Raw genomic sequence first — 24084 nt, 5'->3', positions numbered from 1 at the left:
CAGGCGGTTCGCAGGTACAGCGGGCGTAGGGTCGTCGGCGCCGTCAGGCGGGCCGCAGGGTCGTCGGCGCCGGGAACGGTGCCACGATCTCGCGGCCGACCTCTTCGATCGCGTCCGTGAGCGCCGTGGAGAGCACGATCCGGTCCTCGTAGACGTGAGATATCCGGACCACGGTGTCGCGATCGTCCTCCTCCACGACGTAGCGATCCATGAGGAACCGCAGGCCGATCCCGTCGAGCACGTCCTCCGCCTCGTGCCAGTCGTCGACCGGGTCGAGTGCACGGCCGAGGCGGTCGATCGGCACGAACCGTGGCTCGGCGACGGTCATGTCGATCCAGCCGATCGTCTCGCCGTCGCCGCGCCGGTGCGCGATCCACGACTCGGGAATCATGTGGGTCCTCCTCCCATCGGGTGCTATCCAGCTGCTCTCCGCGAATTCTGGTCGTGCCCACTGCTGCGCCGGGCCCGATCCGGCGCAGCAGCGACGACCACGTTGCGGTGACCGCGATCGACGCGGCCGCCGGAAGCCGCCGGGGTCAGAACTTTCGGAAGCTGTGGCCGAGCAACCGCTTGCCGCCTTCGGCGAACTTGCCCGCCCTGGCCGCGGAGGGCAGCAGCGACAGCGCGTTGAACCGCGACGTCAGGTGCAGGCGCGTAGCCCGTTCGGCGTTCTTCCACCCGCGGGCCGCGAACGCGTCGGCCTCGCCGGCGAAGAACCGGGCCTCCTCGTCGAAGCGGCGGCCGTCGAGCGCCCGGACCGAGGAATCGGACGCGGAGTGCCTGCGGTAGAGGAAGGCGAGCGTCGGGTCGTAGACCATGTGGCCACCGGCGGTGATCACATCGACCAGCAGCGCCAGGTCCTGCACCACGTCGAGCCCCTCGCGGAACCCGATACGGCGGATCCACTCGGAATTCCACGCCAGCGACGGGAAGTAGGTCCAGTTGCCGTGCATGAGCGAGGTCATGAGCTTCTCGCCGTGCAGCACGGTGCGACCGTCGGCCTTGGGCGAGGTGAACGCCTTGACCGTGTCCGACAGGGGGCGCACGGGGGCGCCGTGCTCGTCGATGACGTTGACGCCCACCTCCATCACGGCGGCGTCGGGAACGGCCGCGAACCCGTCGGCCACCACTTGCAGGTAGTTGGGCAGCATGACGTCGTCGGCACCCATCACCACCACGATCGGCGCGGTGACCATCCCCAGGCACCTGCGGTAGTTGCCGTTGGCGCCGAGATTGGTCTCGTTCTTCTCGTAGGTCACCCGCTCGTCGCGCGCCGTGATCTCCCCCATGTAGCGGGCCGGCTCCGGGTCCGGGTACCCGTCGTCCACCACGACGAGACGGAAGTCCCGGTAGCTCTGGGCGAGGACACTGTCCACGGCCTTCTTGAAGTGGCCGACGTCCCCGTAGTAGGGGAGCATCACATCGATGGCCATCGGGGAACCGCCGTCCTTCTCGTCACCGGGTTTTCCGTTCGATCGCATAGTATCGACCGGCGATGAGCAGTAACAGTGAGCGACTCCCAGGGCACGGCGCGACGGCCGGGGGCGACACGGGCCCGGGCGACCCGGTGCGCAACCGTGACGTCTGGCTGGTCGTCCCCTGCTTCAACGAGGGCACCGTGATCGAGGATGTACTCAGCAGCGCGCGTGAGACGTTCCCGAACATCGTGGCGGTGGACGACGGGTCGGCCGACGAATCGGCAGCGGCGATCCACAGCGCGGGCGCACACCTGGTCCGACACCCGGTCAACCTCGGTCAGGGGGCCGCGATCCAGACCGGCGTCGAGTACGCGCGCGTGCAACCCGGCGCCCGCTACTTCGTCACCTTCGACGCCGACGGCCAGCACCAGGTCAAGGACGTGCTCGCGATGGTCGAGCGACTGCGCGCCGAGCCGGTGGACATCGTGGTGGGCACCCGCTTCGGTCGCCCACGCCGCGAGGGCGACCAGGTCCCGCTGATCAAGCGTGTCGTCCTGAAGACCGTCGTCATGCTCAGTCCACGCACACGGAGACTCGGCCTGACCGACGCCCACAACGGACTGCGGGTGTTCAACCGGCGGGTGGCGGACGATCTCAACCTGCGCATGAACGGCATGAGTCACGCCAGCGAGTTCGTGGAGCTGATGGACAGCCGCGGATGGCGCGTGGCCGAGCAGCCCGTCGACATCCTCTACACCGAGTACTCCATGTCGAAGGGGCAGTCGCTGCTCAACGGGATCAACATCCTCTCCGACGGTCTCGTGGGAAAGAGGCTGCCCCGATGATCAAGGCACTCCTGCTGCTCGCCGGCGCCGCACTGGTGGCGTTCTTCCTGGCCAACCGCCGCAAGGCGCGGGCCAAGGCCGGCGTCAAGATCGGCTTCGTGCTGTTCGTGGTGTTCATGGTCTACGCCGTGATGCGCCCGGACGACCTCACCGTGGTGGCCAACGCGCTGGGCGTTCAGCGCGGCACCGACCTGGTGCTGTACGCGCTGGTCATGGGCTTCGCCTTTGTCACCGTCTCCACTTATGTGCGGTTCCGCGAGCAGGAGATGCGCTACGCCCGGCTGGCACGGTCGATCGCGCTGCAGAACGCGGTGCGGCCCGAGGACCAACCCGATGCGACCGCGGTGACGCCCGCCGCGGACGACGACGACCGCCTGCGACGGTGACCGGGAGGCCGGACCACGACGCGGAGGTCCGCGGCGAGGCCGCCCGGCTCGTGCACCGGCTCGAACTGGCGCGGACGCGTCTCGACGCCGCCCTCGACCCGCGTGACCCGACCCCCGCCCCTGGTAGTCCCCCGCCACCGCCGCGCGCCCCGGCCGGGGGCGTCGCGACCGGCCCCGGACTCGACGACGACGAGGTGCGCACCCTCCTGGCCCCCGCGGTGGCCAGGGTCGCCCGACTGCACGAGATCGCCCGGTCACTGGCGGACGGCTCGGCGTCGGAGGAGTCGGCCGCGCAGGCGGTGCGCGCACTGGCCGACACCCAGCCGAACCGGCGACCCAGATGACCGGTGCTCTGCCGGAGAACCCACCACCGGGGCAGGTGCGGAGACTGCTCGAGCTGGCGGCCCGGCTGGTGGCGGCGCGGGACGCGCTCACCACGGCGCGCGACGCACTCGCGTCGTCACCGACCCGCTCGCCCGCACTGGTCGCCCTTGCCGACGCGATCGACGGCGAGGCCAGGGGGGTGGATGAACTCCTGGCGGGCGTGTACCGGCTCGTCGAGCTCGCCGAGGACATCTGGGCCGACCTCGACGGCCCGGAGCCGGCGCCCGTCGCGGACCGCGACCGCCTGCGCGCGTCATTGGACCGGGCCGTCGACAACACGCTCACCGACATGGCCCGGATGGCCGGGACGGGCCCGCCCGGGCGCTCGGGCGCCGGCGCCCTGGACACCCGAGACACCCGGGACACCCCCGGCACACGGGACACCCCCGATACACGGGCCACCCTGGACACCCGGGCCACCGTCGCGGCCTGGGCCGGGGCCACGCCCGAGGAGGTGTACTCGGGCGTCGAGCACATGAGCACCGCCGACCGGCGCCTGCTCGCGCTGGCCGAGCCGGAGGTCGTCGGCGGGACCTACGGCGTGCCGTGGGCGGTGCGGGCGCGTGCGAACGCCGTCGCCGTTCGCCGGGCGCTGCACCGTGAGCAACTGGCCGGGACACCGTGGAGTCCCAGGATCGGGCGACTGGAGACCATGGCGCGGCGGGGCCCTGGTCGTCGTCGTCGGTCGTTCGTGGCGTTCTCCCCGCTCCGCGGAGGGCGGATGATCGAGGTGGTGGGCGACCTGGGCCCTCGCACCGAGGCGGTCGCCGTCTACGTCCCCGGCACGGGCACCAACCTCGACATGTCCCACGTCAACACCGACGTCGCGGTGGACCTGGTCGAGGCCGGCGGGGGCCGGGTGGCCGTGGTGGCCTTCCTGGACGGAGAGTTCCCGCAGGACATCATGGCCGACGCCGGTAACCCGCGCTACGCCGAGGCGATGGCTCCGCGGCTGGTCCGGTTCTGCCGCGAGGTGGACCGCGTGATCGGGATCGAGTGCCCGGGCGCCGCACTGACCGTGGTGGGCCACTCCTACGGCGGGCGGATCGTCGGGACCGCGGAGCGGCGGGGACTGCGCGCCGACCGGGTGATCTACGCCGAGTCCCCGGATCTCGGGGTGGGCGTGTCCGGGCCGGCCGACTGGCGTTCCCCGGGCCCGGTGCGACGGTTCTCGTTCACCGCCCCCGGGGACCCGGTGGAGCTGTTGCAGGTCAGGTCAGGCCTGCGGCGGAGCTGGTCCACCTCCGACCTCGGCGACGGTGCCGTCCGCCTGGACACCGGGTACTTCGCCGACGGCACCCCCGTCTACGGCACGCGCGGCCATGGCGGGGTGTTCTATCGCGGATGCGGCGCGTTCGACGCGATGCTCGCCGTGATGCTCGGTGGCCGGGTGCCGCTCTGGCGCGACCGCGAGATCCGTGCCCGGCACACGCGCGTCCGGCGGGGGGACGACGGGCGGGTCCTGCCCACCGTGTGGCGTCATGTCAGAGGACTATGGCTCCACCGGGCGGACGACCCGTACGGCGACGCGGAGGTCCTGTGGGAGTCCCCGGAACGCCTTGTCCCGGTTCCGGTGTCGACACGCGCGGCGGGGCACGGGGTTGTCCCGGGCACCGGGGGTGACTGATACTGGGGCCCATGGCTCCACGTGACACCCGTTTCACCCGCCCCTCGATCACCGCTCTGGGGATGGGCGCTGTGGGCGTGGTGTCCGTCGGCCTGATCTCAACCGGCCTCTGGTACGACTCGCACCGCAGCGAACAGGCGGTCGAGCGGGCGCGTCAGCAGGTCAACACCGCTCAGACCGCCCACGCCGCGCCGGAGCCCGTCGCCGCGTCCAGCTCCGAGCGGTCCACCGGCAGCAGCACACCCGAATCGACCGGGAACCCCACCGAGAGCCCCGAGCCTCCGGAGCCGGCCGAGGTGGAGGCCGCGGCCCCCGCCGCGATCGTGCCGACCGAGGTCGCCGTGCCCCGTCAGGCAGTTCCCCCACCGGCGGCGACCCTCGCGGCCACCGCCCCGCAGCCGTCCGTCCAGTCACCGGCGCAGCCCCGGGTGTCGACCCCGGCGACGCCGGCCACAACCGGCGACGGCGCCGCCGCCGAACCCACCGGGGATGCCACCGGGGAGCCCTCGGAACAGGAGATCACCCAGCCGGTCGAGCCCCGCCCCGCGCCGGGGGGTGTCCTCCCGGGACTCATCGACCTGGTGCGCCCGTTCCTGCCGCAGCCGAACGTGGCGCAGCAGGCACCCGCAGCGGACGTCAGAACCGGAGCCGGGACCGGAGTAGCGGACGAGGGTCAGGCGAACGCGGACGACGCGGGCTGACACCTACACCCGTGTGTGGGCCGGAGCGCTGGGCCCACGTGCCGCGACTCAACCCCGGAAGTAGTCCACGGTGCGGGCGACGCCCTCGTTGATCGAGACCTGCGGCGTCCAGCCCAGCACCTCGGCGGCGCGGCCGGCCTCCAGCGCCGAGCGTGCGACGTCACCGAGGCGGGCGGGGGCGTACTCGGGGTCGTCCCCCGATCCCGCCGCCGCGGCCACCAGGGTGTGCAGCTCGCGGTCGCTGGTCTCGACGCCGGTGCCCACGTTGAAGCGCAGTCCCGCGGCGGACGGAACGGTCGCGGCGCGTACGAAGGCGTCGACGACGTCGTCGACGAACACGTAGTCGCGAGTGTTGCCCCCGTCCCCGAACACCCGGGTCGGCTGACCGGCAAGAAGTCGCTGGGAGAAGATCGCCACCACCCCGGCCTCGCCGTGCGGGTCCTGGCGCGGTCCGTACACGTTGGCCGGCGCCACGCCCGCCCACTCGATCCCGTACAACTTGGCGAACATCTCCAGGTAGACCTCACCGGCCACCTTGCCCGCCGCGTACGGGCTCATCGGGTCCACCGGCCGTGACTCGGCCACCGGCAGGTCGGTGACGGGGCCGTAGATCGACCCTCCCGAGGAGGTGAAGACGATCCTCCGCACCCCGGCCCGTCGGGCGGCCTCGGCCAGCCGGACGGTGCCCACCACGTTGACCTCGGCGTCGTGCACCGGGTCCTCCACCGACAGGCGCACGTCGATCTGCGCGGCCAGATGGAACACGACCTCGGGCGCGACCTCCGCCACCAGGTCCTCGATCGCCGGGTCGGTCAGGTTCAGCTCGCGGAACGCGAACCGCGAACCGGACTCTCGGGCACGGGAGAGGTTCTCCAGCCGGCCCCGTGACAGATCGTCGACGACCGTCACCTCGTGCCCCTCGGACAGCAAGCGGTCCACCAGGGTCGACCCGATGAACCCGGCCCCACCCGTCACGAGTGCCCTCATTCAGATCCCCTCCCGGTGTGCGGCGACTCCACCGCGGCGCCCTGTCGGACGACAGCCCCAAGGATACGACCCGGCCCGGCGGGAGTCGGTCACTCCCCGCCGTACAGCGCGGAGGCGCGTGTCAGCGGCGTACGCCTGTCCGGTGGGAAGGGCGAGTCGGCGAGTATCTGTGCGATCTCCCCCTCGGTGAAGGCGGCCCGGACGGCGAAGATCCGCACCTGCGAGTCCGAGTAGACCTTGACCAGGCCAGGGGCCTGGTCGAGCCGGAGCAGGTGCTCGTTGGGTTTCTGGAAGCCCCAGTAGTTGGGCGGGCTGACGTACACGTAGGTCACGCCGAGCTGGTCGAGCGCGGCGTCGACACGCGGGTCGGTCCCGGCCCGGTCCATGCTGAAGAACAGGGTGGTCGTGAGCGGAGCGGTCGAACCCGATTGCAGGTAGTGGCGCGCGGTAGAGGGCAGTCCATGGGTGGCGTACATCCATCCCGACCCCTCGTCGGGGTTGGTGTAGATCAGGCCCGAGTACGCCTGCGGTTGCTCGGAGAGCCACTCGAAGGCCCGCAGATCGTGACTGTCGACCATCCGACCCGCGCGCTGGTTCGCGCCCGCCGCCACGGCGTACTCGGGCGAGGCCTGGACGACCCACGACCCGGTGGCCACCAGCGCGGCCAGTGCGACCGCGACCCGAAGGCCCGCCGCTCCGGTCCCGCGCGGGTCGGTGATCGGGTCGATCAGCCGCGCCAACCAGCCCGCCAGTGCCTGGACCGTCACCCCCACGCCCACACCGACCGCGGCCGCCACGACGATCGCCAGGATCACCCCGATCCGGCGCGGGTCGTTGTAGTAGATGCTCCCGATCCCGCGGAGCACGCCGCCGGTCCAGTTACCGAACGTGCTCATCGAGTTGACGCACACCACCAGCAGTCCGCCCCACAGCAGGATCGGCCACAGCACCAGTCGGCGGAGCAGGATGATCACGCCCAGGACCGCGAGGGCCAGCAGTACCCAGCGCACGCCCCAGTCCTGCACGTGCCGCACCTGGAGGGTGAGGGCCCTTCCCCAGACGGCTGCCCGGTCGGCGTCGATCTCGAACTCGAAGGCCGAGATCTCGTCAGCGTCCTCGGAGACGGTGAGGATCTGCGGCAGCAGTGTGAGCACCCCCGCGAGGCCGATCCCGGCCAGGACGAGGAAGTCACGCAGGCGCCCCCTGACAGGCCGCCACAGCCCCTCGAACAACCACCAGAACAGCACGATGACCCCGGCGGTGACCATCGCCGACGGGTGCACACCGCTGATGCCGACCAGTCCGAGCGCGGCGGCGGGCACGAGGCGGCGGTCGGCCAGCGCGGCCACCACCACCGCGGCCACCAGGCCCGCCAGTCCGTTGGCCACCCCGGACGGGGTCGCGGCCACCATGACCTCGACGAAGGGCAGTCCGGGGAACAGCGGGGTGGCCATCGCGGCCACGGCCGCCGAGGTGGCGACGGCCGGCCGCGAGAACCGGCGGTGCGTGATGAGCCAGGTCAGTGCGGCCACACCGAGCGGGAACGCCACCGCCATGGTGCCGATCTGCACGAGGTTGTAGGTCTCGACCGCCCCTATCCCCCGCAGCCCCATGACCAGGGCGGCGATGGCGTGCCAGGTGCTCGGGTAGTAGAGGGTGGCCCCGTTCTCGGGGTACCGCAGCTCACCCGCCTGGTCGGGCGATGCCAGGCCCGTCTGGTGAATGAACTGGATGTAGTTGGCGTGCCAGTGGGCGTCCCAACCCTGGAAGATGTTCGCCGTGCCGTCCGGGGTGGCCGAGAGCTCGGTGATGATCATCTGCCCGATCAGCCACGCGCTCACCAGGACCGACGCGGCCGGCAGCAGCCACCACCGGGAGTGTCGACGGCCCGGGGGCGCGGCCGGATGGACAGTCCGGCCCGTCCGACGTCTCCGTCGTCGCCACATCCAGACCGAACCCGAGATGAACAGACCGACCAGACCCACCACCACCGTGGTGATCGCCGTGGCGACCGCATACCCGCCCAGGGACCAGGGCACACCCGACCGGCCGTACGCATAGGTGGCGATCGTGACGATTCCCGCGGACACCGGGATCGACGTGCCCACCGCCAGCCGGAGGGGTAGCTGTGCGGCCAGTCCCACGATCAGCCCGGGGACCACGAGGAGTGCGGTGAGGGTCAGCATGACCATCGCGATGTCGATGACCTGCCTCCGTCCCTGTCGTCCTCATCCGATCAGCCCATTATGGTCCACCCGCCCCGCGGACCTCAGCGCGGCACGAGCACACCGACCGGTCCGCTACCGATGCACAGCTCCCCGAGACCCTCTCCGGGAGTGAAGGTGACCCCGGTACCGGAGCCCTCGACGCGCACGAACACCGTCGCCAGCCCCGCCGTCACGGGCACCTCGACCCGGTCGCCCTCGTCCAGCCGCACCTCGACGGTGCCATCGCGGGCGGCCAGGTAGTTCACACGCAGCACCCAGTCGCGACCCAGCAGTGGCCCGTCCAGCCCGATCCGCGTCCCTCCGGCGTCGATCCGGTGTCCGCACCCTGGCTCCGGCCCCTGGCCGAGGGTCCGACCGGGGACCACGTCGGCCGGGTGCAGCCGACCGGCCGCGTCCACCACCACCGGTTCTGTCGTCCACGATCCGATCGGTGGCAACCCGGGCACCCCGGCGAGGACGGAGGCCAGCCGGTGTGCCGGCGCTGTGACGGGCAACAGGACCTCAGGCGGTACGTCCGCCTGCAGCATCGGCGCGTCGCGCGCGCGGAGCGCGTCCACCAGGGGCAGGACGTAGTCGCGGGAGGGTTGTTCGGCCCAGACCTCGCGGTAGGTCGCCGTGGAGATCGACGACGACGAGACCACCACCACGACCAGCCCCGCCAGTGCCCACCCCTCCCACCGGGCGGCGGCGCGCGGGAGCGGTCCGTCGCGCCGGGGTGCGGCCAGCGCCATCGCCAGCACGGCGGCCAAGACGATCGCCGAGTCGGCGTGATAGCGGAGCGTCTGCACGATCTCGGCAGCGGTGTCCGGCCCGAAGCGGCCCACCGCCACCATGAGGACGGACGCCAGCGGGTACACCGCCGCGAACGCCCACGCCGGACCCGTACGCTCGCGGGTCAGCAGTGACCACGCGAGCACCGACGCACACAGCAGGGCCCCGGCCACCACCGCGAGAGCGGGCGGCTCGGCAATCGGCGGCCCCGGGTGCCAGCGCTCCCACCGCCACGGGCCGCCCGCCAGCGTCGGCCCCACCGCCAGTCGGTAGGTCTTGTCGATCAACGCCCAGAGACCCGGACCCGGCCCGTCGGAGTCACTGTCGACCTCCCCCCCGCCGGCCCTCCCCACCGTCGACGCGAAGACTGCCGCCCATCCCACCAGCAGCACCGCCTGGCCCGCCCACATCCACCGGGTGGAGCGCCACACCGCAGTCCAGGTCGGCGCGGCGGCGCCGAGAGGTTCGCGGGAGCCCACCTCGTCGTCGTGGTGGTCGCTGTGCTGGCCCCGGTCATGGCCCCGCTCGGACCGTCCGGTCCACCACCAGCACCACAGCACCGCGGCCGCCACCACCGGAACGAGGACCGCCTTCTCCACGAACAGCAGGCCGACCGCGGTGGCCAGGACCGCGCCCACCGCGTTCCGGCGGCGCCCCGTCTCGGCCAGCCGGATCGTCGAGGCCACCGCCCAGGCCATGGCCGCGGCCATCGGCAACGAGTTGACGGCCGACGCCCACCAGGTGGCCGCGGGCAACCCCAGCGGGATCGCCAGCGCCAGGACCAGGGGGACAAGCAGGACCGGCCGACCCCGCAGCAGCACCCACAGCATCCGGGCGAGCGCGGCACCCGCGATCAGCTGGAGCACCGCGATCTGCACCAGCGGCAGACGGAAGTCGAGCGGGGCCACATGCGCCGCGACCCATGCCAGGGCCATCCCTCCGGGCATCAGGTGGCCGTCGTGGTCCGCGAGCAGGAATCCCGGGTCCGGGAAGCGGTGCGCGGCGGCCTTCCCGTGCAGGATCAGGTCGTCCCAGTAGAACCAGCCCGCGGCCGCCACCCAGGTGCGGATCGCGGTGAACACCACGACGATCAGCGCGCACGCCGCCACCACGCGGGGCGCCGGGCGGGCCACCTCACCCGGGTCCCGCCGTCGCGACCCGGCACTCGCGGGGTCGTGGGCTGTCAGCTGGGGGTCGGTCAGGGACGGCATCGGCGTCAGCGTAACCGTACGGAGGGCCTCGGTGTCGGAGGGTGTCGCTAGGGTGCCTGCATGGCATCACGAACCCCTCGAGCCACCCGTACCACTCGCGTCACAGTGGTCTCGGTGTTGGCGATCCTCGTCCTGGCCGGACTGGGTCGGTGCGCCGATGTCGAACCGGGCATGGGCGGCGATATCGGGATGCCCGTCTCGTCGTCGTCCCTCGCCCCACCGCCCCCACCACCGATGTCGGACCCGGCGGCCCCGCCCGTCCCCGAGCCGGCGCCGCCCGAGGCCATCCCGCCGGGCGATCCACTTGTCGCCTCAGCGCGGCTGGCCCTGCCCCAACTCGAGGTCAAGGGTCGCGCACCCAAGACCGGATACGACCGAGACCTGTTCGGTCAGGCGTGGTCCGACGACGTCTCCGTGGAGTTCGGACGCAACGGCTGCGACACGCGCAACGACATCCTGCGGCGCGATCTGCACGACATCACGGTGCGCCCGGGAACCCGGGACTGCGTGGTGCTCACCGGGGTCCTGTACGGGCCCTACACCGGGGAACGGATCGAGTTCGAGCGCGGTCAGGACACCTCGACGGCAGTGCAGATCGACCACGTGGTGGCACTGTCGGACGCGTGGCAGAAGGGCGCTCAACAACTCACCGCCGACCAGCGTCGCGACCTGGCCAACGACCCGCTCAACCTGCTGGCGGTGGCGGGTCACGCCAACCAGAGCAAGAGCGACGGGGACGCGGCCACCTGGCTCCCCCCGCGCCGGGAGTTCCGCTGCTCCATGGTCTCGCGGCAGATCCTGGTCAAGGAGCGCTACGGACTCTGGGTGACCGCGGCCGAGCACGAGGCCATGGAGCGGATCCTGACCGGCTGCGGCTGAGGCGGCCGCACCTCGGGTCAGAAGTCGAAAAACCCTCCGCCGTCGCCACCGAACAGGCCGCCGTCGAAGAATCCCCCGCCGCCGTCACCCCCGCCGTCGCCGCCGAACAGGCCGCCGTCGAAGAACCCGCCACCGTCGCCACCGTCGCCGCCGTCGCCACCGCCGCCGTCACCGCCCATGAGTCCGCCGTCGAAGAACCCCTCGCCGCCGTCGCCGCCACCCATGTCGCTGACGTCCGCGCCGCCCTCGCCGACCCCGGCCGCGAAGTCGTCACCGGAGTAGCCGATGCCCGACATACCGGCGAACATCATGTTGAACATCATCATCGAGCCCATCATCCACACGCCCGTGGTCAGGGCGGAGGCCCACCACGGCTCCGAGTACCAGCCCGCGGGCACGGGCCGTCCGGCCACCACGCCGCCCGGGTAGTAGTGCGGCGTCTCGTCGCTCGGATCGGTGGCGGCCTTCATGGTCCGACCCTCGACGTCGACGGTGCGGTCCTCGGTGACCCGACCCGCCCGGTCCTGGCCGGGGGTGCTGGGCAGCTCCGGGCCGGGGTCCAAGCCCATCGCCGAGCGGGCGGCCCGCACGTAGTAGAGCCCCTCCAGCGCGGTGTCCTTGGCCAACTGCGCCTGGACCGGGGTGCGCGCGTTCTCCAGCTCCGTCACGGCGGCGGTGTAGCGCTCGGAGGCATCGGCCATGGCCTGCTTGGAGGCCTCGTCGGTGCCGTCGATATTGAACACCTGACCGCCGAGTCGTTCGACCCAGCGCGCGGCCTCGGCTCGATGGTCTTCGAGATGGCGGTTGTCGTGCGCCTGCAGCTGCGTCTGGCCCTTGTTCTGGCTGCGGGAGACCACCGCGACGGCCACCGCGATCACTGCGGCGATGAGGAGGAATTCCACGGGTCGACCTTTCTCGGTACTACTGATCGAGCCTACCGAGATTGCCGCCGGCCGGTCAGCGGTCCTCCGGGCCGGGTGCCGTCGCGCACTCCGCACCGAATTCCGCCAGCACCGCCCCGGTGTCCGCTCCCCGGGGACGGGGACCGAATCGCACGGATCCCGGGGTCTCGGAGAGCTTGACCGGGATCCCGACGCCGCGGTACCCCTCGCGCTCGACCACCATCTCGCGATGGAGCACCTGGGGCATGGCCAGCGCCTCCCCGACGTCGTTCACCGCCCCCGAGGGCACTCCCGCCTCACGCAAGCGTTCCGCCAGCTCGTCGCGACGGATATCGCGGACGAGTCCGCCGAGGATCGCCCGCAGCGCCGGCGAGTTCTCCAGGCGGTCCGGGTTGGTGAGGAACCGGGGATCGTCGACCAGCTCGGGCGCGTCCAGCGCGAGGGCGAGGGCGCGGAACTGCCGGTCGTTGCCGGCGCCGATGAAGAAGGGCCCGTCGGAGCAGGTGAAGGTCTCGTACGGGCAGATGGTCGGGTGCGCGACTCCGGTCCGGACGGGCGGTTCGCCGGTGGCGAACCACGTGCCCGCGTGGGGGTGCAGGATCGACACCGCGGTGTCGAGCAACGCGAGGTCCACCAGCTGTCCGCGGCCTGTGGTGGCCCGCACGTGCAGGGCCATCAGGATGCCGTTCATCGCGTTGAGACTGGTGACGATATCCACCAGTGGGATCCCGATCCGCATCGCTGCCCCGTCGGGCTCGCCGTTGATGCTCATCAGGCCCGAGAGTCCCTGCAGGACGGCGTCGTACCCGGGCGCGCCACCGAGGGGCCCGTCGACGCCGTACCCGGTGATGCGGCAGTGGATCAGGCGCGGGAAGCGCTCGGCGAGCTCGTCGTCGCCGAATCCCCACTTCTCGAGGGTTCCGGCCCTGAAGTTCTCGATCACCACGTCCGCGCCCTCGAGCATCCTGCCGAGCAGTGCCTGCCCCTCCTCGTCGCGCAGATCGATGCAGATGTTCCGCTTGTTGCGGTTGAGCCCGTCGAAGTACGCGCTGTGGTCGTCCCGCACGAAGGGCGGCCCCCAGCCGCGGGTCTCGTCACCGCCCGGCGGCTCGACCTTGATCACGTCGGCGCCGTGGTCGGCCAGCATCTGGCCGCACAACGGCCCGGCGAGGACCCGGGACAGATCCACGACCCGGATGTCTGTGAGGGCACCGGTCCGGGGCATGTCGGTCAGCGGTGTCCCGGGCCGCGGTGCCCCGGGCCGTAGCGTCTCGGGCCGCGGCGTCTCGAGCCGTAGCGTCTCGGGCCTCGGCGTCGCAGTCTGGGGCGTCTCGGGCACGGGTTCAGGCTCCGGTGACCCGGTCGAGCCACGCGGCCGCGGCGCCGTCGACGCTGACTCCGTCGACGACCATGGGCCAGGCGCCGTCCATCCCGCCGGTGACCGCGGCGTCGGTGAGCCGGGTCTCCCAGAACTCCGCGGATCCGAACTCCCCGCGCCACTGCAGCGCCGGCAGGGTCAGTCGGTGGAGGGTGTGTTCGTGTGTGGTGCCGATGGCGCCGTGCACCTGATGTGTGTTGCGCACGGCGACGGCGACGGCCTGGGAGGCCACGCTGCGGGCGACGGCGACCCGGAAGCCCGAGAGCGGTCCACCGAGGTCCGTCGCGTGGGCGTCGGCGACGGCCTGGTCGACCGCCGCGCGGGCCAGGACGGTCTCGGCCGCGATGTCGACGACGAGGTTCTGCACGGACTGGAACTTGGCGAGTGCCCGACCGAACTGGTTGCGCTCGGTCGTATGGGCGATCGCGGCATCGAGCATCCCCTCGGCGGCGCCCATGCACTGGACGGCCCGGGCGAGCGCGCCGCGCATCACCGCCGCCTCCACGGCCGTGGCGTCGACCGTGGTCCAGTCCGCGTCGGGCGGCGGGGTGACGTCACCGCGAGGTACGGCCGAGGTGCCGTCAGCGGGCGTGATCTCCGCACGGTCGGTCGCGATGTCCACGATCTCGTACCGCGGCGCGTCGTCACCGGTGGCCGCTGACCTGCGTACGAACAGCACGGTGTCGGTCTCCCGTGCCCAGGACACGCGCCGGGCGCGGCCGTCGGGGCCGAGGACGGCGAGGGTCGCCGTCCCGGGCGAGGAGTCATCGAGGCCGGCGGAGCGGCGGAGTGGCCCGACGACGAGGTCGGTCTCCGCAAACGGGACCGCGACGCCGGCGGCGGCGGCCAGCCGGAGCAGGGTGGCGGCCTCGGCCCACCCCGCGCCACTGCCCCCGGTCTCCTCGGGAGCGGTGAGTCGGCTGATCCCCACCTCGGTCAGGGCCTGCCACACCGCACCGGCATCGGGATCGACGGTGGGCCCGGAGAACTGTGCCAGGACGCCCGCCATCATCGACTCGAGGTCCTCGTCGACCTCGAGTCCGACGGTCTCGGCGTTCCCGGCGGTCTCACTGGTGGAGGTGTTCGCGTTCATCGCATCCCCATTCCTCGCGCGATCACGCCGCGCAGAATCTCGTTGGTCCCGCCCCGCAGCGTGAAGCCGGGCCGCTGGTGCAGTCCCGCACGGAGCAGGTCGGCGAGTTCGGACGAGGCGGTGTCCGCCTCGCCCGGCGAGAACTCGTCGCCGAGCCGGGTGGAGACCACATCGACGATGTCACCCTCGGTGGTGGTGCCCAGGAGTTTGATCAGTGCAGCGGCGTTGTCCGCGGGCTCCCCGCGTTGCAGTGCCCCGGCGATGTTCTGGCTCAGGGCGTGCAGCCCCGCCATCCGCGCGACCGAGCGGCCCAGATCAGTGCGCGCGGGCAACCGCCCTTCGGCGATCGCGCCGATCTCGGCGGCGAACAGGCGGAAGGACGAGAGGAACCGCTCGGGACCGCTGCGCTCGAAGGCGAGCTCGGAGTTGACCTGTTCCCATCCCTGCCCGATCGTGCCGAACACGCGGGAGTCCGGGACGAACACCTCGTCGAGCACGACCTCGTTGAAGTGACGGTCTCCGGACAGGGAGACGATCGGGCGGATGGTGACGCCCTCTCCGCGCAGGTCCACGATGAACTGGCTCAGCCCCGCATGGCGGTGGGAGGTGTCCAGCGGCTCGGTGCGGGCCAGGGCGATGAACGCCTCCGCGTGCTGCGCACCGGAGGTCCACACCTTGGTCCCGGTGACGGTCCAGCCGCCGTCGACGCGGACGCCCTTCGTCCGCACGCTAGCGAGGTCGGAGCCGGAGTCCGGCTCGCTCATCCCGATGCCGAAGCAGCACTCCCCCGCGGCGATCCGGGGCAGGTACTCGCGCTTCTGCTCCTCCGTTCCATACCGCAGGAGAGAGGGGGCGATCTGACGGTCGGCGACCCACTGAGCGGCCACGGGCGCCCCGACGGACAGCAACTCCTCGGTGACGACGAAACGCTCGAGGTGCGTGCGTCCCCGGCCGCCGTACTCGGTGGGGATCGCCATGCCGACCCAGCCGCGCTCGGCGAGGCGACGGGTGAAGTCCTCGTCCCATCGCGTGAGCCAGGTGTCGATCCACGGCGTGAGCCGACCGGCGGCGATCTCTTCGGAGAGGAAGTCACGGACCTCCACTCGCAGGGCGTCCATGTCCGCCGACGCCAGGGTGGTCGGTGGAGCGAGTGCGGACCGCATCGGGCCTCCTCGAAAGGGGTTGGTGTCATGTGTGCCTGATCGGGGCCCGGATGGTGACCCGGACCACGTGCTCGAGAATCGCACGAATGGCGATTTTACGCAATAGCGGATCGGGATACGCTCTCTCGTATGCGCGGCGTGCGTCCCGCAAGGGCGGATAGTCTTACCCCATGACGCAACCGGATGCGGGAGACAGCGGGCGCACCGAGCAGCCCAGCATGGACAAGGTCCCCGAGCGTCCTCGCCACCGCATGGTCGACCGGGTCGCAGCGATCATGGAACTGGTCGCCAGGTCGGGAACCGGGCTGACCCTCACCGCGGTCGCCAAGGCCCTCGACGCCCCGATCAGCTCCACGCAGGGCCTGCTCAACGGCCTGGTCGCCGTCGGCTACCTCGACGAGCGCAATCGCGTCTACACGCTGGGGACCGCGCCGTATCTCCTCAACGTGATCGCCGGTCGGCCGCCCGTCACCTCCGTGTCGCGGGAGCAGCTCACCGCACTCCACGCCGAAACCGGTCTGACCACCGCGCTGTCGACCGACGTCGGTGACGACCTCTTCTATGTGGACCACGTCGCCGCCGATGCGCACTACGCGTACATCGCGGAGAACCGGTTGCGACGCTCGCTGCTGCGGACCTCCTCGGGCTGGCTGCTCCTGGCCGACCGGGAGAAGCGTGACGTGTGGGCCTACCTGAACGCCCGGCCGGCTGCGGAATCCGAGTTCGTCGACAGGTTCCTGGCCTCGCTCGAAGAGCTCCGCGAGACCGGTGTGTGTACGGCCCCCGGCGTGGCCGTGGACGGTGGCGACGGTGTCTCGGTCGCACTGCGCGAGGGGGGACGGACGATCGCGACCGTCGGCGTCATCGCCGCGCGGGACCTCATCGTCCAGCGCAGCGAGGAGCTGGCCCAGACCTGCCTCCGGCACGCCACCGCCTGGGGTCTGCGCTGAACCGGGGCCCGCGCTGACGCGAGGCCCCGGCCGACCATGGACTCGGCGACAGATCCGCGCCCCGTGAAGTCCCGGGGGGCGGATCAGCGCCCTGCGTGGCCCCGGGGGGCGCGGATAAGCGCCCCGAGAAGTCCCGGGGGCGGGTCAGCGCCCCGTGTACTCCCCTGCGCGCTTCTCCGCGAACGCCGCGAGCGCCTCACGGTGATCGGCGGTGTGGTGCGCGAGCGCCTGCATCGCCGCCGAGAGCTCGAGCAGCGACTCGAGCGACTGGTGCTGCGACTCGCGGAGCAGCTTCTTGGCCATCCGCACCGCGTGCGGCGGGTTCTTGGCCACCCGTGCGGCGAGGGCGTGGGCCGCCTCCAGCAGGTTCTCGGGCTCCACGACCTCGTTGACCAGCCCCCACGCGGCGGCCTGCTCGGCCTTGACGCGATCTCCGGTGAGCGCCATCTCGGCCGCCCGGGCCGGGCCGATGGCCTTGGTCAGCAGCCATGCGCCACCGTCGCCCGGGATGATCCCCAGCTGGACGAAACTCTCGGCGAACCACGCCTTGGTCGAGGCCACCCGCAGGTCGCACATCACCGCCAGGTCACAACCCGCGCCCACCGCGGGGCCGTTGACGGCCGCGACCACCGGCACCTCGCAGTGATACAGCGCGCGGGGGATCCGCTGGATCCCTCCCCGGTAGCCGTTACGGAGCTCGTACGGGCTCCCCCCGAACATCCCCGCCTTGTCGACCATGTCCTTGACGTTGCCGCCGGCGGAGAACGCCGAGCCGGCGCCGGTGAGCACGACGGCCCGGACGTCATGGTCGGCATTGACCGCTGCGACCCGGTCACACAGGGCGTCGACGATCGCAGGATCGGAGATCGCGTTCCGGGAATCCGGCAGGTTGAGTGTCCACGTCTCGATGTGGTCGGCTCGCTCGACGAGCAGAGGGGAGGTAGTCATCAGGGATCCTTCGGTCGAGGGGACGCCAATTCGCGCTATCTAACTACGTAATCCGTTACTCGACTGTAGCGAGCGGTCGTCGTCACCGCCAGTGTTCGCCATATCGGCAGAGCCGTGCCCCGATGGGTTCGGCGGTCCCCCACCGGGGAAACCCCAGGATGGCCGAACACCTCGCGCATCAGCGGCGATCCAGCCCCGCCCAGAACTCGCCCAGGGCGAGGAAGGTCGACTCGGGCTGTTCGAGCGCGGGTATCACCCGCGCCCCGGACACCGTCGACTCGCGTGCGTCGATCATCTCGGCGGCGACCGCGCGGGCCTGCTCCGGCGTCCACTCGCCGCGGTCGTCGGTGGTGACGAACAGGGCCGGGCACGTCACCTCCAGTGCCGCCGAGAGCAGGTCGACACGATTGAGGATCGCGGTCTCGATGGCCCGAATCGTCGCCGTGCGCCCCGCCCGGTCGAGCGCACCACGCAACACCTCGACGGCCTCGGGATCGTGCGCGCGGGTGCGGTCGGTGAAGATGGTCTCCTCGATCGCGGACCTCACCGGACCGCGGGGCCCGATCAGCCGGTAGAGCGGGACCAGCATCCGGACCTTGCGGCGGAGGGGTCGATCAATCGGGTGAGTCGGCGCGCTGACGGCGACGAGACTGCGGATCAGGTCGGGCCTGCGAGCGGCCACCTCGATGCCAACGTGACCACCCCACGCATTGCCGAGCCAGTCGACCCCGTCCTGCCCGGACGACCCCCGGACATGCTCCAGCACCTCGATCGCGGCGTCCGCACATGCGGAGATGTCCGTCGCCTCGCGCAACGGGTCACTTCTCCCGCAGGACGGTGCGTCGATCAGGTGGAGACGATGGGCGCCCTTCAGCAGCGGCACCAGTCGGTTCCAGCTCGTCGAGTCGACGAACATGCTGTGCCACAGCACGAGTGGCGGGCCTTCGCCGACCACATCGACGTGGAGCCGGCCGAGCCGCGTATCGACGAATCCTGAATCCATAATTGACATTACACATCGTAAACTCAATTCTGTCTAGACTCGGATCATGGCCAGGACCTACTCGTCGGAGCTCCGTGCGGAGCGGGCTCGCCTCAACCGGGCGGCAGTGGTGGACGTCGCGCGGGAGATGTTCATCGAACGGGGATGGGTGGCCACGACGATGTCCGACGTCGCCTCCGCCGCAGGCCTCACCCGGCAGACCGTCTACCAGCAGTTCGACGGGAAGCTCACCCTTCTCGACACCTGCATTGATCTGTCGTTGTCTGATGGCGCGAACTCCCCCGTCCGCGAGTTGCCGGACTACGTCAAGATGGGCGAGGGAGCTGTCGAGGACCGCCTGGCCGCCGGCGCGAGATGGCTGCGCGGGGCGCACGAACGATCGGCCGCCATCCAGTACGTTCTCGATGAGGCCGCCGTCGTCGACGACGTCGCCGCGGGGCGACTCGCAGAACGGGAACGCACCCGTTGGGACGAGGTGCGGTGGGCCTCCGGGCTCATCCTCGGCTCTCCTCCCCCCGACGTCGTCGTCGACGCGATGTGGATGCTCACGGCCAGGTCAGTGTGGTTGAGGCTGACGCGTGAACGAGGATGGACACCAGAGCAGTGGGAGAGTTGGTTCATTCGCCACGCTCGCGTGGAACTGCGCTGCTGAACTTTCTGGCGCGAAAGCCCTGAGGAGACCTGGTCTACCCAGACCGGACAGTCGGGAACTCCCTACCGCGACATGACTGGGGCTCCGACGCAGAACGCCCCCGCCCTCGGTTTCCCGAGATCAGGGGCGTTCTTCCATCTGAGCCGCGTGTCGGAATCGAACCGACGACCTTTTCATTACGAGTGAAATGCTCTACCGACTGAGCTAACGCGGCGAGCCCTTGTGGGGCGACGCAACTATATACGACCGGCTCTCGCCGCCGGAAAACGACCGGTACCCCGGGTGCGGGTGGCCTCCACCCTGGTACATCACCCCTGCTCCATCAACTCTGCTCCGTCAACCCAGCGCCTCGCGGATCGCCCCCACCATCGCGGACACGGCGAACTTCGGCTTCACGTTGACCTCGATGGCGGCGCGACACTCCTGGATAGCCTCGATGGCCCTCAGCACCGACGCCGGCGGATAGTGCCCCCCGAGGCGCGCCGACTCCTCCGCCTTGTCCGGGTGAACCGGGGCGACGTCCGCCACTCCGAGGCCGGCCATGAGCGCGTCCCGGTAGAAGCCCGCCAGGTCGACCAACGCCAGGTCGAGCGAGTCACGGGTGGAGCGGGTCCGCCGCGACTTCTGCGCCTTCTCCAGCTCCTTCACCGCGCCCGCGGCGCCGCGACCCGCCGCCACCGCACCTTTTCCGGTGCCGCCCACACCCATCGCGGTGCGCAGTTCCTCCACCTCACGCTCGTCGTTCTGGGAATTTCGGGCGAGCGCCTCCTGCTCTGCGGCGCTGACCAGACGGTCCGCCAGCGGGAACGCCCGGCCGGGGTTGTGCATGACCATGGGCAGCTCCAACACCACGTCCCGGCGATCCCGGGTGGCCTCGTCGGTGGCCAACCACCGGGCGCGGCCGATGTGTCCGGAGGAGACCGCCGCAGCCCACCGCGCCCGCTCGGGGTCGATCCCCCCGCCGGCGAGGAGCGCGCTCTCGACCGCGGTGGCGTCCGGTTGGCGCAGTGCGACGTTCCGGGACCGGGACCGCAGGGTCACCATGATGTCCATCGGGTCGGTCGTGGGAGAGCACAACAGGAACACCGTACGACTCGGCGGCTCCTCCACCACCTTGAGCAGCGCGTTGCCGGACTGCTCCGTGAGCCGGTCCGCCTCCTCGACCACCACGATCTGCCAGCGGCCGGTGCTCGGGCGACTGGCGGCGCGGTGGATGGTCTCCTTGACGTCCTTGAGAAGGATGTTGACGCCCTGCGGAGCCAGGAGGTGGACATCCGCGTGGGTCCCCGCCAGCACGGTGTGGCAGGACCGGCACTCGCCACAGCCCACGATCTCCGGGTGTTCGCACTGCAACGCGGCGGCGAAACACGTGGCGGCGACGCTCCGGCCGCTACCCGGCGGGCCGGTGAACAGCCATGCGTGGACCATCCGGGCGTCCGACGCCTCCCACCCCTGGCCGGGGACGCGCGCACGCGCGGCCAACGCCGCAGCGGTCAGCTCCGCCACGACGTCGGCCTGACCGGCCAACCGATCGAACACCCCTGGCATGACTCCACCATATCGCCGCAGTCCGTCACACCTGCGTTCCCGTGACGAGGGCCGGGAACTACCCTTGACCCAATGGAGCGTTGGGTCAGGCTGTTCCGGTGGCTGTGGGCCACCCCCTGGCCCGTCTATGCCCTGACGATGGTCCAGGCCAACATCATCGGCGCGGTATTCGTCTTCGCGTTCCTGCGTTTCGTCCTCCCGATGGACCGCTTCCTCGACCTGGACCAGTTTCGGTTCCTCAACCAATACCTGTTCATCGGCTATCTGGTCCTGGCGTTCATCGGCGGGGTCATCGCATCGACCCTGTTGCTGCTCCCCGTCCTCCGGGTCGACCGCTCGGGTGAGGAGTTCGGGGGAGCGATCCGCAACCGCGCCCTGGGGCTGCCGTTCCACCAGGCGCTCATCTCCGGCGCCATGTGGCTGATCGGCACCTTCGTCTTTGTCGTCGCCAACGTGGGTCACTCCCCCCGCCTCGCCCTCGTCGTGGGCGTGACGAGCATCCTCGGCGGGACGACCACCTGCCTGATCTCCTACCTCCAGGCCGAGCGGATCATGCGGCCGATCACCGTCCGCGCCCTCGCCCACGGGGTGCCGGCCAACCGGCACGTCCCGGGAGTGAGGCGGCGGATCTTCCTCGGCTGGGCACTGACCACCGTCATCCCCGTCGCCGGGATCCTGCTGATCCTCACCGGGCAGTGGGTCGGGCTGTTCGGCGACGACCCGGGGCACATCCTCGTGGCACTGGCGGTGATGGCCAGTGTCGCCGTGATCGCGGGTGCCATCGGCATGGGCCTGGTCTCGGACTCCATCGCCGACCCCGTCCGCGAGATGCAGGCGGGGGTCGGACGGGTCAAGAAGGGCGACCTGGAAGCCCGCGTCACCATCTACGACAGTTCCGAGATCGGCCGCCTCGGCCAGGGCTTCAACGAGATGGTGACCGGACTGCAGGAGCGCGAGGCCATCCAGGACCTCTTCGGTCGCTACGTCGGCGAGGACGTGGCGCGGAACGCCCTCGAGCGGGGAACGGAACTGGGGGGCCAGGAGCGTCAGGTCGCGGTGCTGTTCGTCGACCTGACCGGCTCGACGGAGTTCGCCGCCGCGCACGAACCGGCCGAGGTCGTCGCGGTGCTCAACGAGTTCTTCCGCATCGCGGTGGAGGCCGTCGACACCAACGGCGGCTACATCAATAAGTTCCAGGGTGACGCACTGCTCGCGGTGTTCGGGGCGCCCCTGGAGGTGGAGAACGAGGCCGGGCGGGCGCTACGGGCCGCCCGCGCCCTCCAGAGTCAGCTCGCCGGACTCTCCCCGCTGTCGGCAGGCATCGGGGTCTCCTACGGCACCGTGATCGCGGGTCACATCGGTCACGCCAAGCGCTTCGAGTACACCGTGATCGGTGACCCGGTCAACGAGGCCGCACGGCTGACCACCCTGGCCAAGTCCGAACAGGGCCACGTCCTGGCGTCGGCCGCCGCGATCCGCAACGCCGACGCTCCCGAGGCTGCGAGGTGGGTGCTGGGACGCAGCGTCGAACTGCGTGGGCGCGGCATCATGACGCAGCTGGCCCGGCCGCTCCGGCCCACCCTGGCGGACCGGTGGCAGGCCGGGAACGTGGCACTGCGCCCCACCGTCGAGGGCGTCGACACCGCCGACACCTGATCCGCGCCCGCCACCCCCACAGTTGGCGGACCCCACTGCGCCGTTGGCGGCCATCCCCACGCAGTTGGCGGACGCCTCCGCGCCGTTGGCGGACGAATTCCGCGTCCTGAGGGCCCCGAAGTCAAGTGGTCGAAGCAATCGTGGGTTAGGTGGCTGCGGTGAGTAGCAGCTCGTTGAGTTTGTCCGCGGGGGTGGCCAGATTGAGGGTCGGCCTGGGTCGTGAGTTTAGGGTGCCCGCGACTTTGGCGAGGTCCTCAGCGGAGTGGGTAGATAGGTCACTTCCCTTCTTGAACCAGTGCCGCAACAACCTGTTGGTGTTCTCGTTAGTGCCCCGTTGCCAAGGCGAGTGTGGGTCGCAGAAGTACAGGTCCGCGTCCAGGGCGAGCTGAATCTCGGCGTACTTGGCCAGTTCGCGGCCGCGGTCCCAGGTGATCGACCTACGCAAATGCTCTGGCAACTTACGCATTTCGCGGATCATCGCCTCCGCTACTGCCGCAGAATTGTGACCGTCAGGTAAGTGAAGCAAAATCGTGAACCGACTGGTGCGCTCAACGAGTGTGCCGATCGCCGAGTTCGAGGCCGTGCCTCCCATGATGAGGTCTCCTTCCCAGTGCCCCGGGACGGCGCGGTCATCAACCTCAGCTGGTCGCTCACTGATCTTGAACGCCTCCTTGTAGGGCGAGGGGTCCCGGCGACCGCGGGCGCGAGTCTGACGCCGACTTCGCCCCAAGCTCAGGCATCGATGCAGGTCAGCACGCAGAGAGCCTCGTGTTTGCACGTACAGGTTCTGGTAGATCGTCTCGTGGCTCACCGTGACAGTGTCGCTGTCCCGGGCAAGGACATCACTGATCAGCTTCGGCGACCAGCCATCGTCCATCCATGCCTCGATCTGACGACACAGGCCAGGGTGCAATGACAGTTTCATCGGCTTGGGCCGGAACGTCGTCTGGCTGCGGCCCGATGAGCGATAGCCGCCCGATAAGCACCGTCAGGGCTGATGTTCCGCCTGACCTCCCGCCAGACGGTCGTCTTGTCTCGTCCGATGTCCTCACCGATCTCCTGCGCAGACGCCCCCTGCTTAACCCCGGCAGCGATCCCCACCCGGTCATCGATGGACAGCGGGCGACGGGTGCGCCCCTCCTCGGGAAGATCGGCCGGCCATGGGCCAATGCCACGAGTGCCAACACGCAGGGTGAGCTCCATGTGTCCACACTCGCCCCACCACTGCCACGCACCGCTCTTCGACACGCCAGCTCTCGCCGCGGCGGACCGAATCGTCTCTCCCTCGCACATGTATCGAACGAATACCTCACGCAGTTCCCGTGGCAACAACTTCGGCATAGCAACGCTCCTT

Annotated in this window: 21 protein-coding genes, 1 tRNA gene and 1 pseudogene; 9 read left to right on the top strand and 14 right to left on the bottom strand. The window is 70.7% G+C overall.

Annotation, left to right across the window (positions count from 1 at the left end; translation table 11 throughout):
- Positions 1-43: 43 nt before the first annotated feature.
- Positions 44-391 carry a hypothetical protein gene (locus A6048_RS02655; protein ID WP_107748942.1) on the bottom strand — a complete coding sequence of 116 codons (348 nt, stop codon included), beginning with the start codon at positions 389-391 and terminating at the stop codon, positions 44-46.
- 145 nt (positions 392-536) lie between these two features.
- Positions 537-1433 (bottom strand): glycosyltransferase family 2 protein, encoded by an 897-nt coding sequence (locus tag A6048_RS02650; RefSeq protein WP_107748974.1) that lies wholly within the window; start codon positions 1431-1433, stop codon positions 537-539.
- 134 nt (positions 1434-1567) lie between these two features.
- Here A6048_RS02650 and A6048_RS02645 point away from each other — a divergent pair, with 134 nt between their 5' ends.
- The 5 genes from A6048_RS02645 to A6048_RS02625 are packed head-to-tail and all read left to right on the top strand — an operon-like array spanning position 1568 to position 5361.
- Entirely contained in the window at positions 1568-2263 is a 696-nt protein-coding gene (locus A6048_RS02645; RefSeq protein ID WP_107748975.1) for a glycosyltransferase family 2 protein, read from the top strand.
- A complete protein-coding gene (locus A6048_RS02640) occupies positions 2260-2649 on the top strand; it encodes a DUF2304 domain-containing protein (RefSeq protein ID WP_107748943.1) in 390 nt (129 codons plus the stop codon). The genes A6048_RS02645 and A6048_RS02640 overlap by 4 nt, the downstream gene beginning before the upstream one ends.
- Entirely contained in the window at positions 2646-2993 is a 348-nt protein-coding gene (locus A6048_RS02635; RefSeq protein WP_107748944.1) for a hypothetical protein, read from the top strand. Before A6048_RS02640 ends, A6048_RS02635 begins: the two co-directional genes overlap by 4 nt.
- Positions 2990-4660 carry an alpha/beta hydrolase gene (locus A6048_RS02630; protein ID WP_107748945.1) on the top strand — a complete coding sequence of 557 codons (1671 nt, stop codon included), beginning with the start codon at positions 2990-2992 and terminating at the stop codon, positions 4658-4660. The genes A6048_RS02635 and A6048_RS02630 overlap by 4 nt, the downstream gene beginning before the upstream one ends.
- 11 nt (positions 4661-4671) lie before the next feature.
- Positions 4672-5361 (top strand): hypothetical protein, encoded by a 690-nt coding sequence (locus tag A6048_RS02625; protein ID WP_107748946.1) that lies wholly within the window; start codon positions 4672-4674, stop codon positions 5359-5361.
- Between the two features lie 48 nt (positions 5362-5409).
- On the opposite strand, the gene A6048_RS02620 is transcribed toward A6048_RS02625, so the two are convergent.
- From A6048_RS02620 to A6048_RS02610, 3 genes are all read right to left on the bottom strand, one after another.
- Entirely contained in the window at positions 5410-6348 is a 939-nt protein-coding gene (locus tag A6048_RS02620) for an SDR family NAD(P)-dependent oxidoreductase (protein WP_107748947.1), read from the bottom strand.
- Positions 6349-6437: 89 nt separating this feature from the next.
- Entirely contained in the window at positions 6438-8540 is a 2103-nt protein-coding gene (locus A6048_RS02615; protein ID WP_107748948.1) for a DUF6541 family protein, read from the bottom strand.
- Positions 8541-8617: 77 nt separating this feature from the next.
- The gene (locus tag A6048_RS02610; protein ID WP_107748949.1) at positions 8618-10558 is read right to left on the bottom strand and encodes a hypothetical protein; all 1941 of its coding nucleotides are present in this window, start codon (positions 10556-10558) and stop codon (positions 8618-8620) included.
- A gap of 60 nt (positions 10559-10618) precedes the next feature.
- Here A6048_RS02610 and A6048_RS02605 point away from each other — a divergent pair, with 60 nt between their 5' ends.
- Complete coding sequence (locus A6048_RS02605) at positions 10619-11437, top strand: HNH endonuclease family protein (RefSeq protein WP_162845741.1); 819 nt, start codon at positions 10619-10621, stop codon at positions 11435-11437.
- A 17-nt stretch (positions 11438-11454) separates the two neighbouring features.
- Here A6048_RS02605 and A6048_RS18170 read toward each other — a convergent pair whose 3' ends face one another.
- From A6048_RS18170 to A6048_RS02585, 4 genes are all read right to left on the bottom strand, one after another.
- Complete coding sequence (locus A6048_RS18170; protein ID WP_162533921.1) at positions 11455-12339, bottom strand: DUF1542 domain-containing protein; 885 nt, start codon at positions 12337-12339, stop codon at positions 11455-11457.
- Between the two features lie 55 nt (positions 12340-12394).
- Complete coding sequence (locus A6048_RS02595) at positions 12395-13564, bottom strand: CaiB/BaiF CoA transferase family protein (RefSeq protein WP_107748950.1); 1170 nt, start codon at positions 13562-13564, stop codon at positions 12395-12397.
- A 118-nt stretch (positions 13565-13682) separates the two neighbouring features.
- On the bottom strand, positions 13683-14810 hold the full coding sequence (locus tag A6048_RS02590; RefSeq protein ID WP_107748951.1) for an acyl-CoA dehydrogenase family protein: 1128 nt from the start codon (positions 14808-14810) through the stop codon (positions 13683-13685).
- Positions 14807-15973 carry an acyl-CoA dehydrogenase family protein gene (locus A6048_RS02585; RefSeq protein ID WP_107748952.1) on the bottom strand — a complete coding sequence of 389 codons (1167 nt, stop codon included), beginning with the start codon at positions 15971-15973 and terminating at the stop codon, positions 14807-14809. The genes A6048_RS02590 and A6048_RS02585 overlap by 4 nt, the downstream gene beginning before the upstream one ends.
- Before the next feature lie 251 nt (positions 15974-16224).
- Here A6048_RS02585 and A6048_RS02580 point away from each other — a divergent pair, with 251 nt between their 5' ends.
- The gene (locus tag A6048_RS02580; protein WP_107748977.1) at positions 16225-16923 is read left to right on the top strand and encodes an IclR family transcriptional regulator; all 699 of its coding nucleotides are present in this window, start codon (positions 16225-16227) and stop codon (positions 16921-16923) included.
- A 144-nt stretch (positions 16924-17067) separates the two neighbouring features.
- Here A6048_RS02580 and A6048_RS02575 read toward each other — a convergent pair whose 3' ends face one another.
- The gene (locus tag A6048_RS02575) at positions 17068-17871 is read right to left on the bottom strand and encodes a crotonase/enoyl-CoA hydratase family protein (protein WP_107748953.1); all 804 of its coding nucleotides are present in this window, start codon (positions 17869-17871) and stop codon (positions 17068-17070) included.
- Between the two features lie 178 nt (positions 17872-18049).
- Positions 18050-18874, bottom strand: a complete 825-nt coding sequence (locus A6048_RS02570) for an alpha/beta fold hydrolase (RefSeq protein ID WP_107748954.1) — start codon at positions 18872-18874, stop codon at positions 18050-18052.
- A gap of 46 nt (positions 18875-18920) precedes the next feature.
- Between A6048_RS02570 and A6048_RS02565 the strand changes: the two genes are divergently transcribed.
- A complete protein-coding gene (locus tag A6048_RS02565; protein WP_107748955.1) occupies positions 18921-19526 on the top strand; it encodes a TetR/AcrR family transcriptional regulator in 606 nt (201 codons plus the stop codon).
- A gap of 141 nt (positions 19527-19667) precedes the next feature.
- Here the strand turns inward: A6048_RS02565 and A6048_RS02560 are convergent.
- Positions 19668-19740: transfer RNA gene (locus tag A6048_RS02560), tRNA-Thr, on the bottom strand.
- A gap of 122 nt (positions 19741-19862) precedes the next feature.
- Positions 19863-21074, bottom strand: a complete 1212-nt coding sequence (locus A6048_RS02555; RefSeq protein ID WP_107748956.1) for a DNA polymerase III subunit delta' — start codon at positions 21072-21074, stop codon at positions 19863-19865.
- Between the two features lie 72 nt (positions 21075-21146).
- On the opposite strand from A6048_RS02555, the gene A6048_RS02550 reads away from it, so the two are divergent.
- Entirely contained in the window at positions 21147-22730 is a 1584-nt protein-coding gene (locus A6048_RS02550; RefSeq protein WP_107748957.1) for an adenylate/guanylate cyclase domain-containing protein, read from the top strand.
- A gap of 145 nt (positions 22731-22875) precedes the next feature.
- Here the strand turns inward: A6048_RS02550 and A6048_RS02545 are convergent.
- A pseudogene (locus A6048_RS02545) lies at positions 22876-24071 on the bottom strand (IS30 family transposase).
- Positions 24072-24084: the final 13 nt, after the last annotated feature.

The organism is Dietzia psychralcaliphila (assembly GCF_003096095.1).
Classification (GTDB): Bacteria; Actinomycetota; Actinomycetes; order Mycobacteriales; family Mycobacteriaceae; genus Dietzia; species Dietzia psychralcaliphila.
The sequence above is the reverse complement of the archived record's forward strand: the minus strand, read 5'-3'. Positions and strand labels throughout refer to the sequence as shown.

Excerpts from the sequence above, each read along its gene's own strand:
- A6048_RS02640 (WP_107748943.1), top strand. The coding sequence starts at position 2,260 with ATGATCAAGGCACTCCTGCTGCTCGCCGGCGCCGCACTGGTGGCGTTC.
- A6048_RS02590 (WP_107748951.1), bottom strand. The coding sequence starts at position 14,810 with ATGAACGCGAACACCTCCACCAGTGAGACCGCCGGGAACGCCGAGACC.
- A6048_RS02605 (WP_162845741.1), top strand. The coding sequence starts at position 10,619 with ATGGCATCACGAACCCCTCGAGCCACCCGTACCACTCGCGTCACAGTG.
- A6048_RS02625 (WP_107748946.1), top strand. The coding sequence starts at position 4,672 with ATGGCTCCACGTGACACCCGTTTCACCCGCCCCTCGATCACCGCTCTG.
- A6048_RS02585 (WP_107748952.1), bottom strand. The coding sequence starts at position 15,973 with ATGCGGTCCGCACTCGCTCCACCGACCACCCTGGCGTCGGCGGACATG.
- A6048_RS02575 (WP_107748953.1), bottom strand. The coding sequence starts at position 17,871 with ATGACTACCTCCCCTCTGCTCGTCGAGCGAGCCGACCACATCGAGACG.
- A6048_RS02630 (WP_107748945.1), top strand. The coding sequence starts at position 2,990 with ATGACCGGTGCTCTGCCGGAGAACCCACCACCGGGGCAGGTGCGGAGA.
- A6048_RS02555 (WP_107748956.1), bottom strand. The coding sequence starts at position 21,074 with ATGCCAGGGGTGTTCGATCGGTTGGCCGGTCAGGCCGACGTCGTGGCG.
- A6048_RS02595 (WP_107748950.1), bottom strand. The coding sequence starts at position 13,564 with ATGCCCCGGACCGGTGCCCTCACAGACATCCGGGTCGTGGATCTGTCC.
- A6048_RS02615 (WP_107748948.1), bottom strand. The coding sequence starts at position 8,540 with ATGGTCATGCTGACCCTCACCGCACTCCTCGTGGTCCCCGGGCTGATC.
- A6048_RS02550 (WP_107748957.1), top strand. The coding sequence starts at position 21,147 with ATGGAGCGTTGGGTCAGGCTGTTCCGGTGGCTGTGGGCCACCCCCTGG.
- A6048_RS02610 (WP_107748949.1), bottom strand. The coding sequence starts at position 10,558 with ATGCCGTCCCTGACCGACCCCCAGCTGACAGCCCACGACCCCGCGAGT.
- A6048_RS02650 (WP_107748974.1), bottom strand. The coding sequence starts at position 1,433 with ATGGCCATCGATGTGATGCTCCCCTACTACGGGGACGTCGGCCACTTC.
- A6048_RS02565 (WP_107748955.1), top strand. The coding sequence starts at position 18,921 with ATGGCCAGGACCTACTCGTCGGAGCTCCGTGCGGAGCGGGCTCGCCTC.
- A6048_RS02620 (WP_107748947.1), bottom strand. The coding sequence starts at position 6,348 with ATGAGGGCACTCGTGACGGGTGGGGCCGGGTTCATCGGGTCGACCCTG.
- A6048_RS02655 (WP_107748942.1), bottom strand. The coding sequence starts at position 391 with ATGATTCCCGAGTCGTGGATCGCGCACCGGCGCGGCGACGGCGAGACG.
- A6048_RS02570 (WP_107748954.1), bottom strand. The coding sequence starts at position 18,874 with ATGGATTCAGGATTCGTCGATACGCGGCTCGGCCGGCTCCACGTCGAT.
- A6048_RS02580 (WP_107748977.1), top strand. The coding sequence starts at position 16,225 with ATGGTCGACCGGGTCGCAGCGATCATGGAACTGGTCGCCAGGTCGGGA.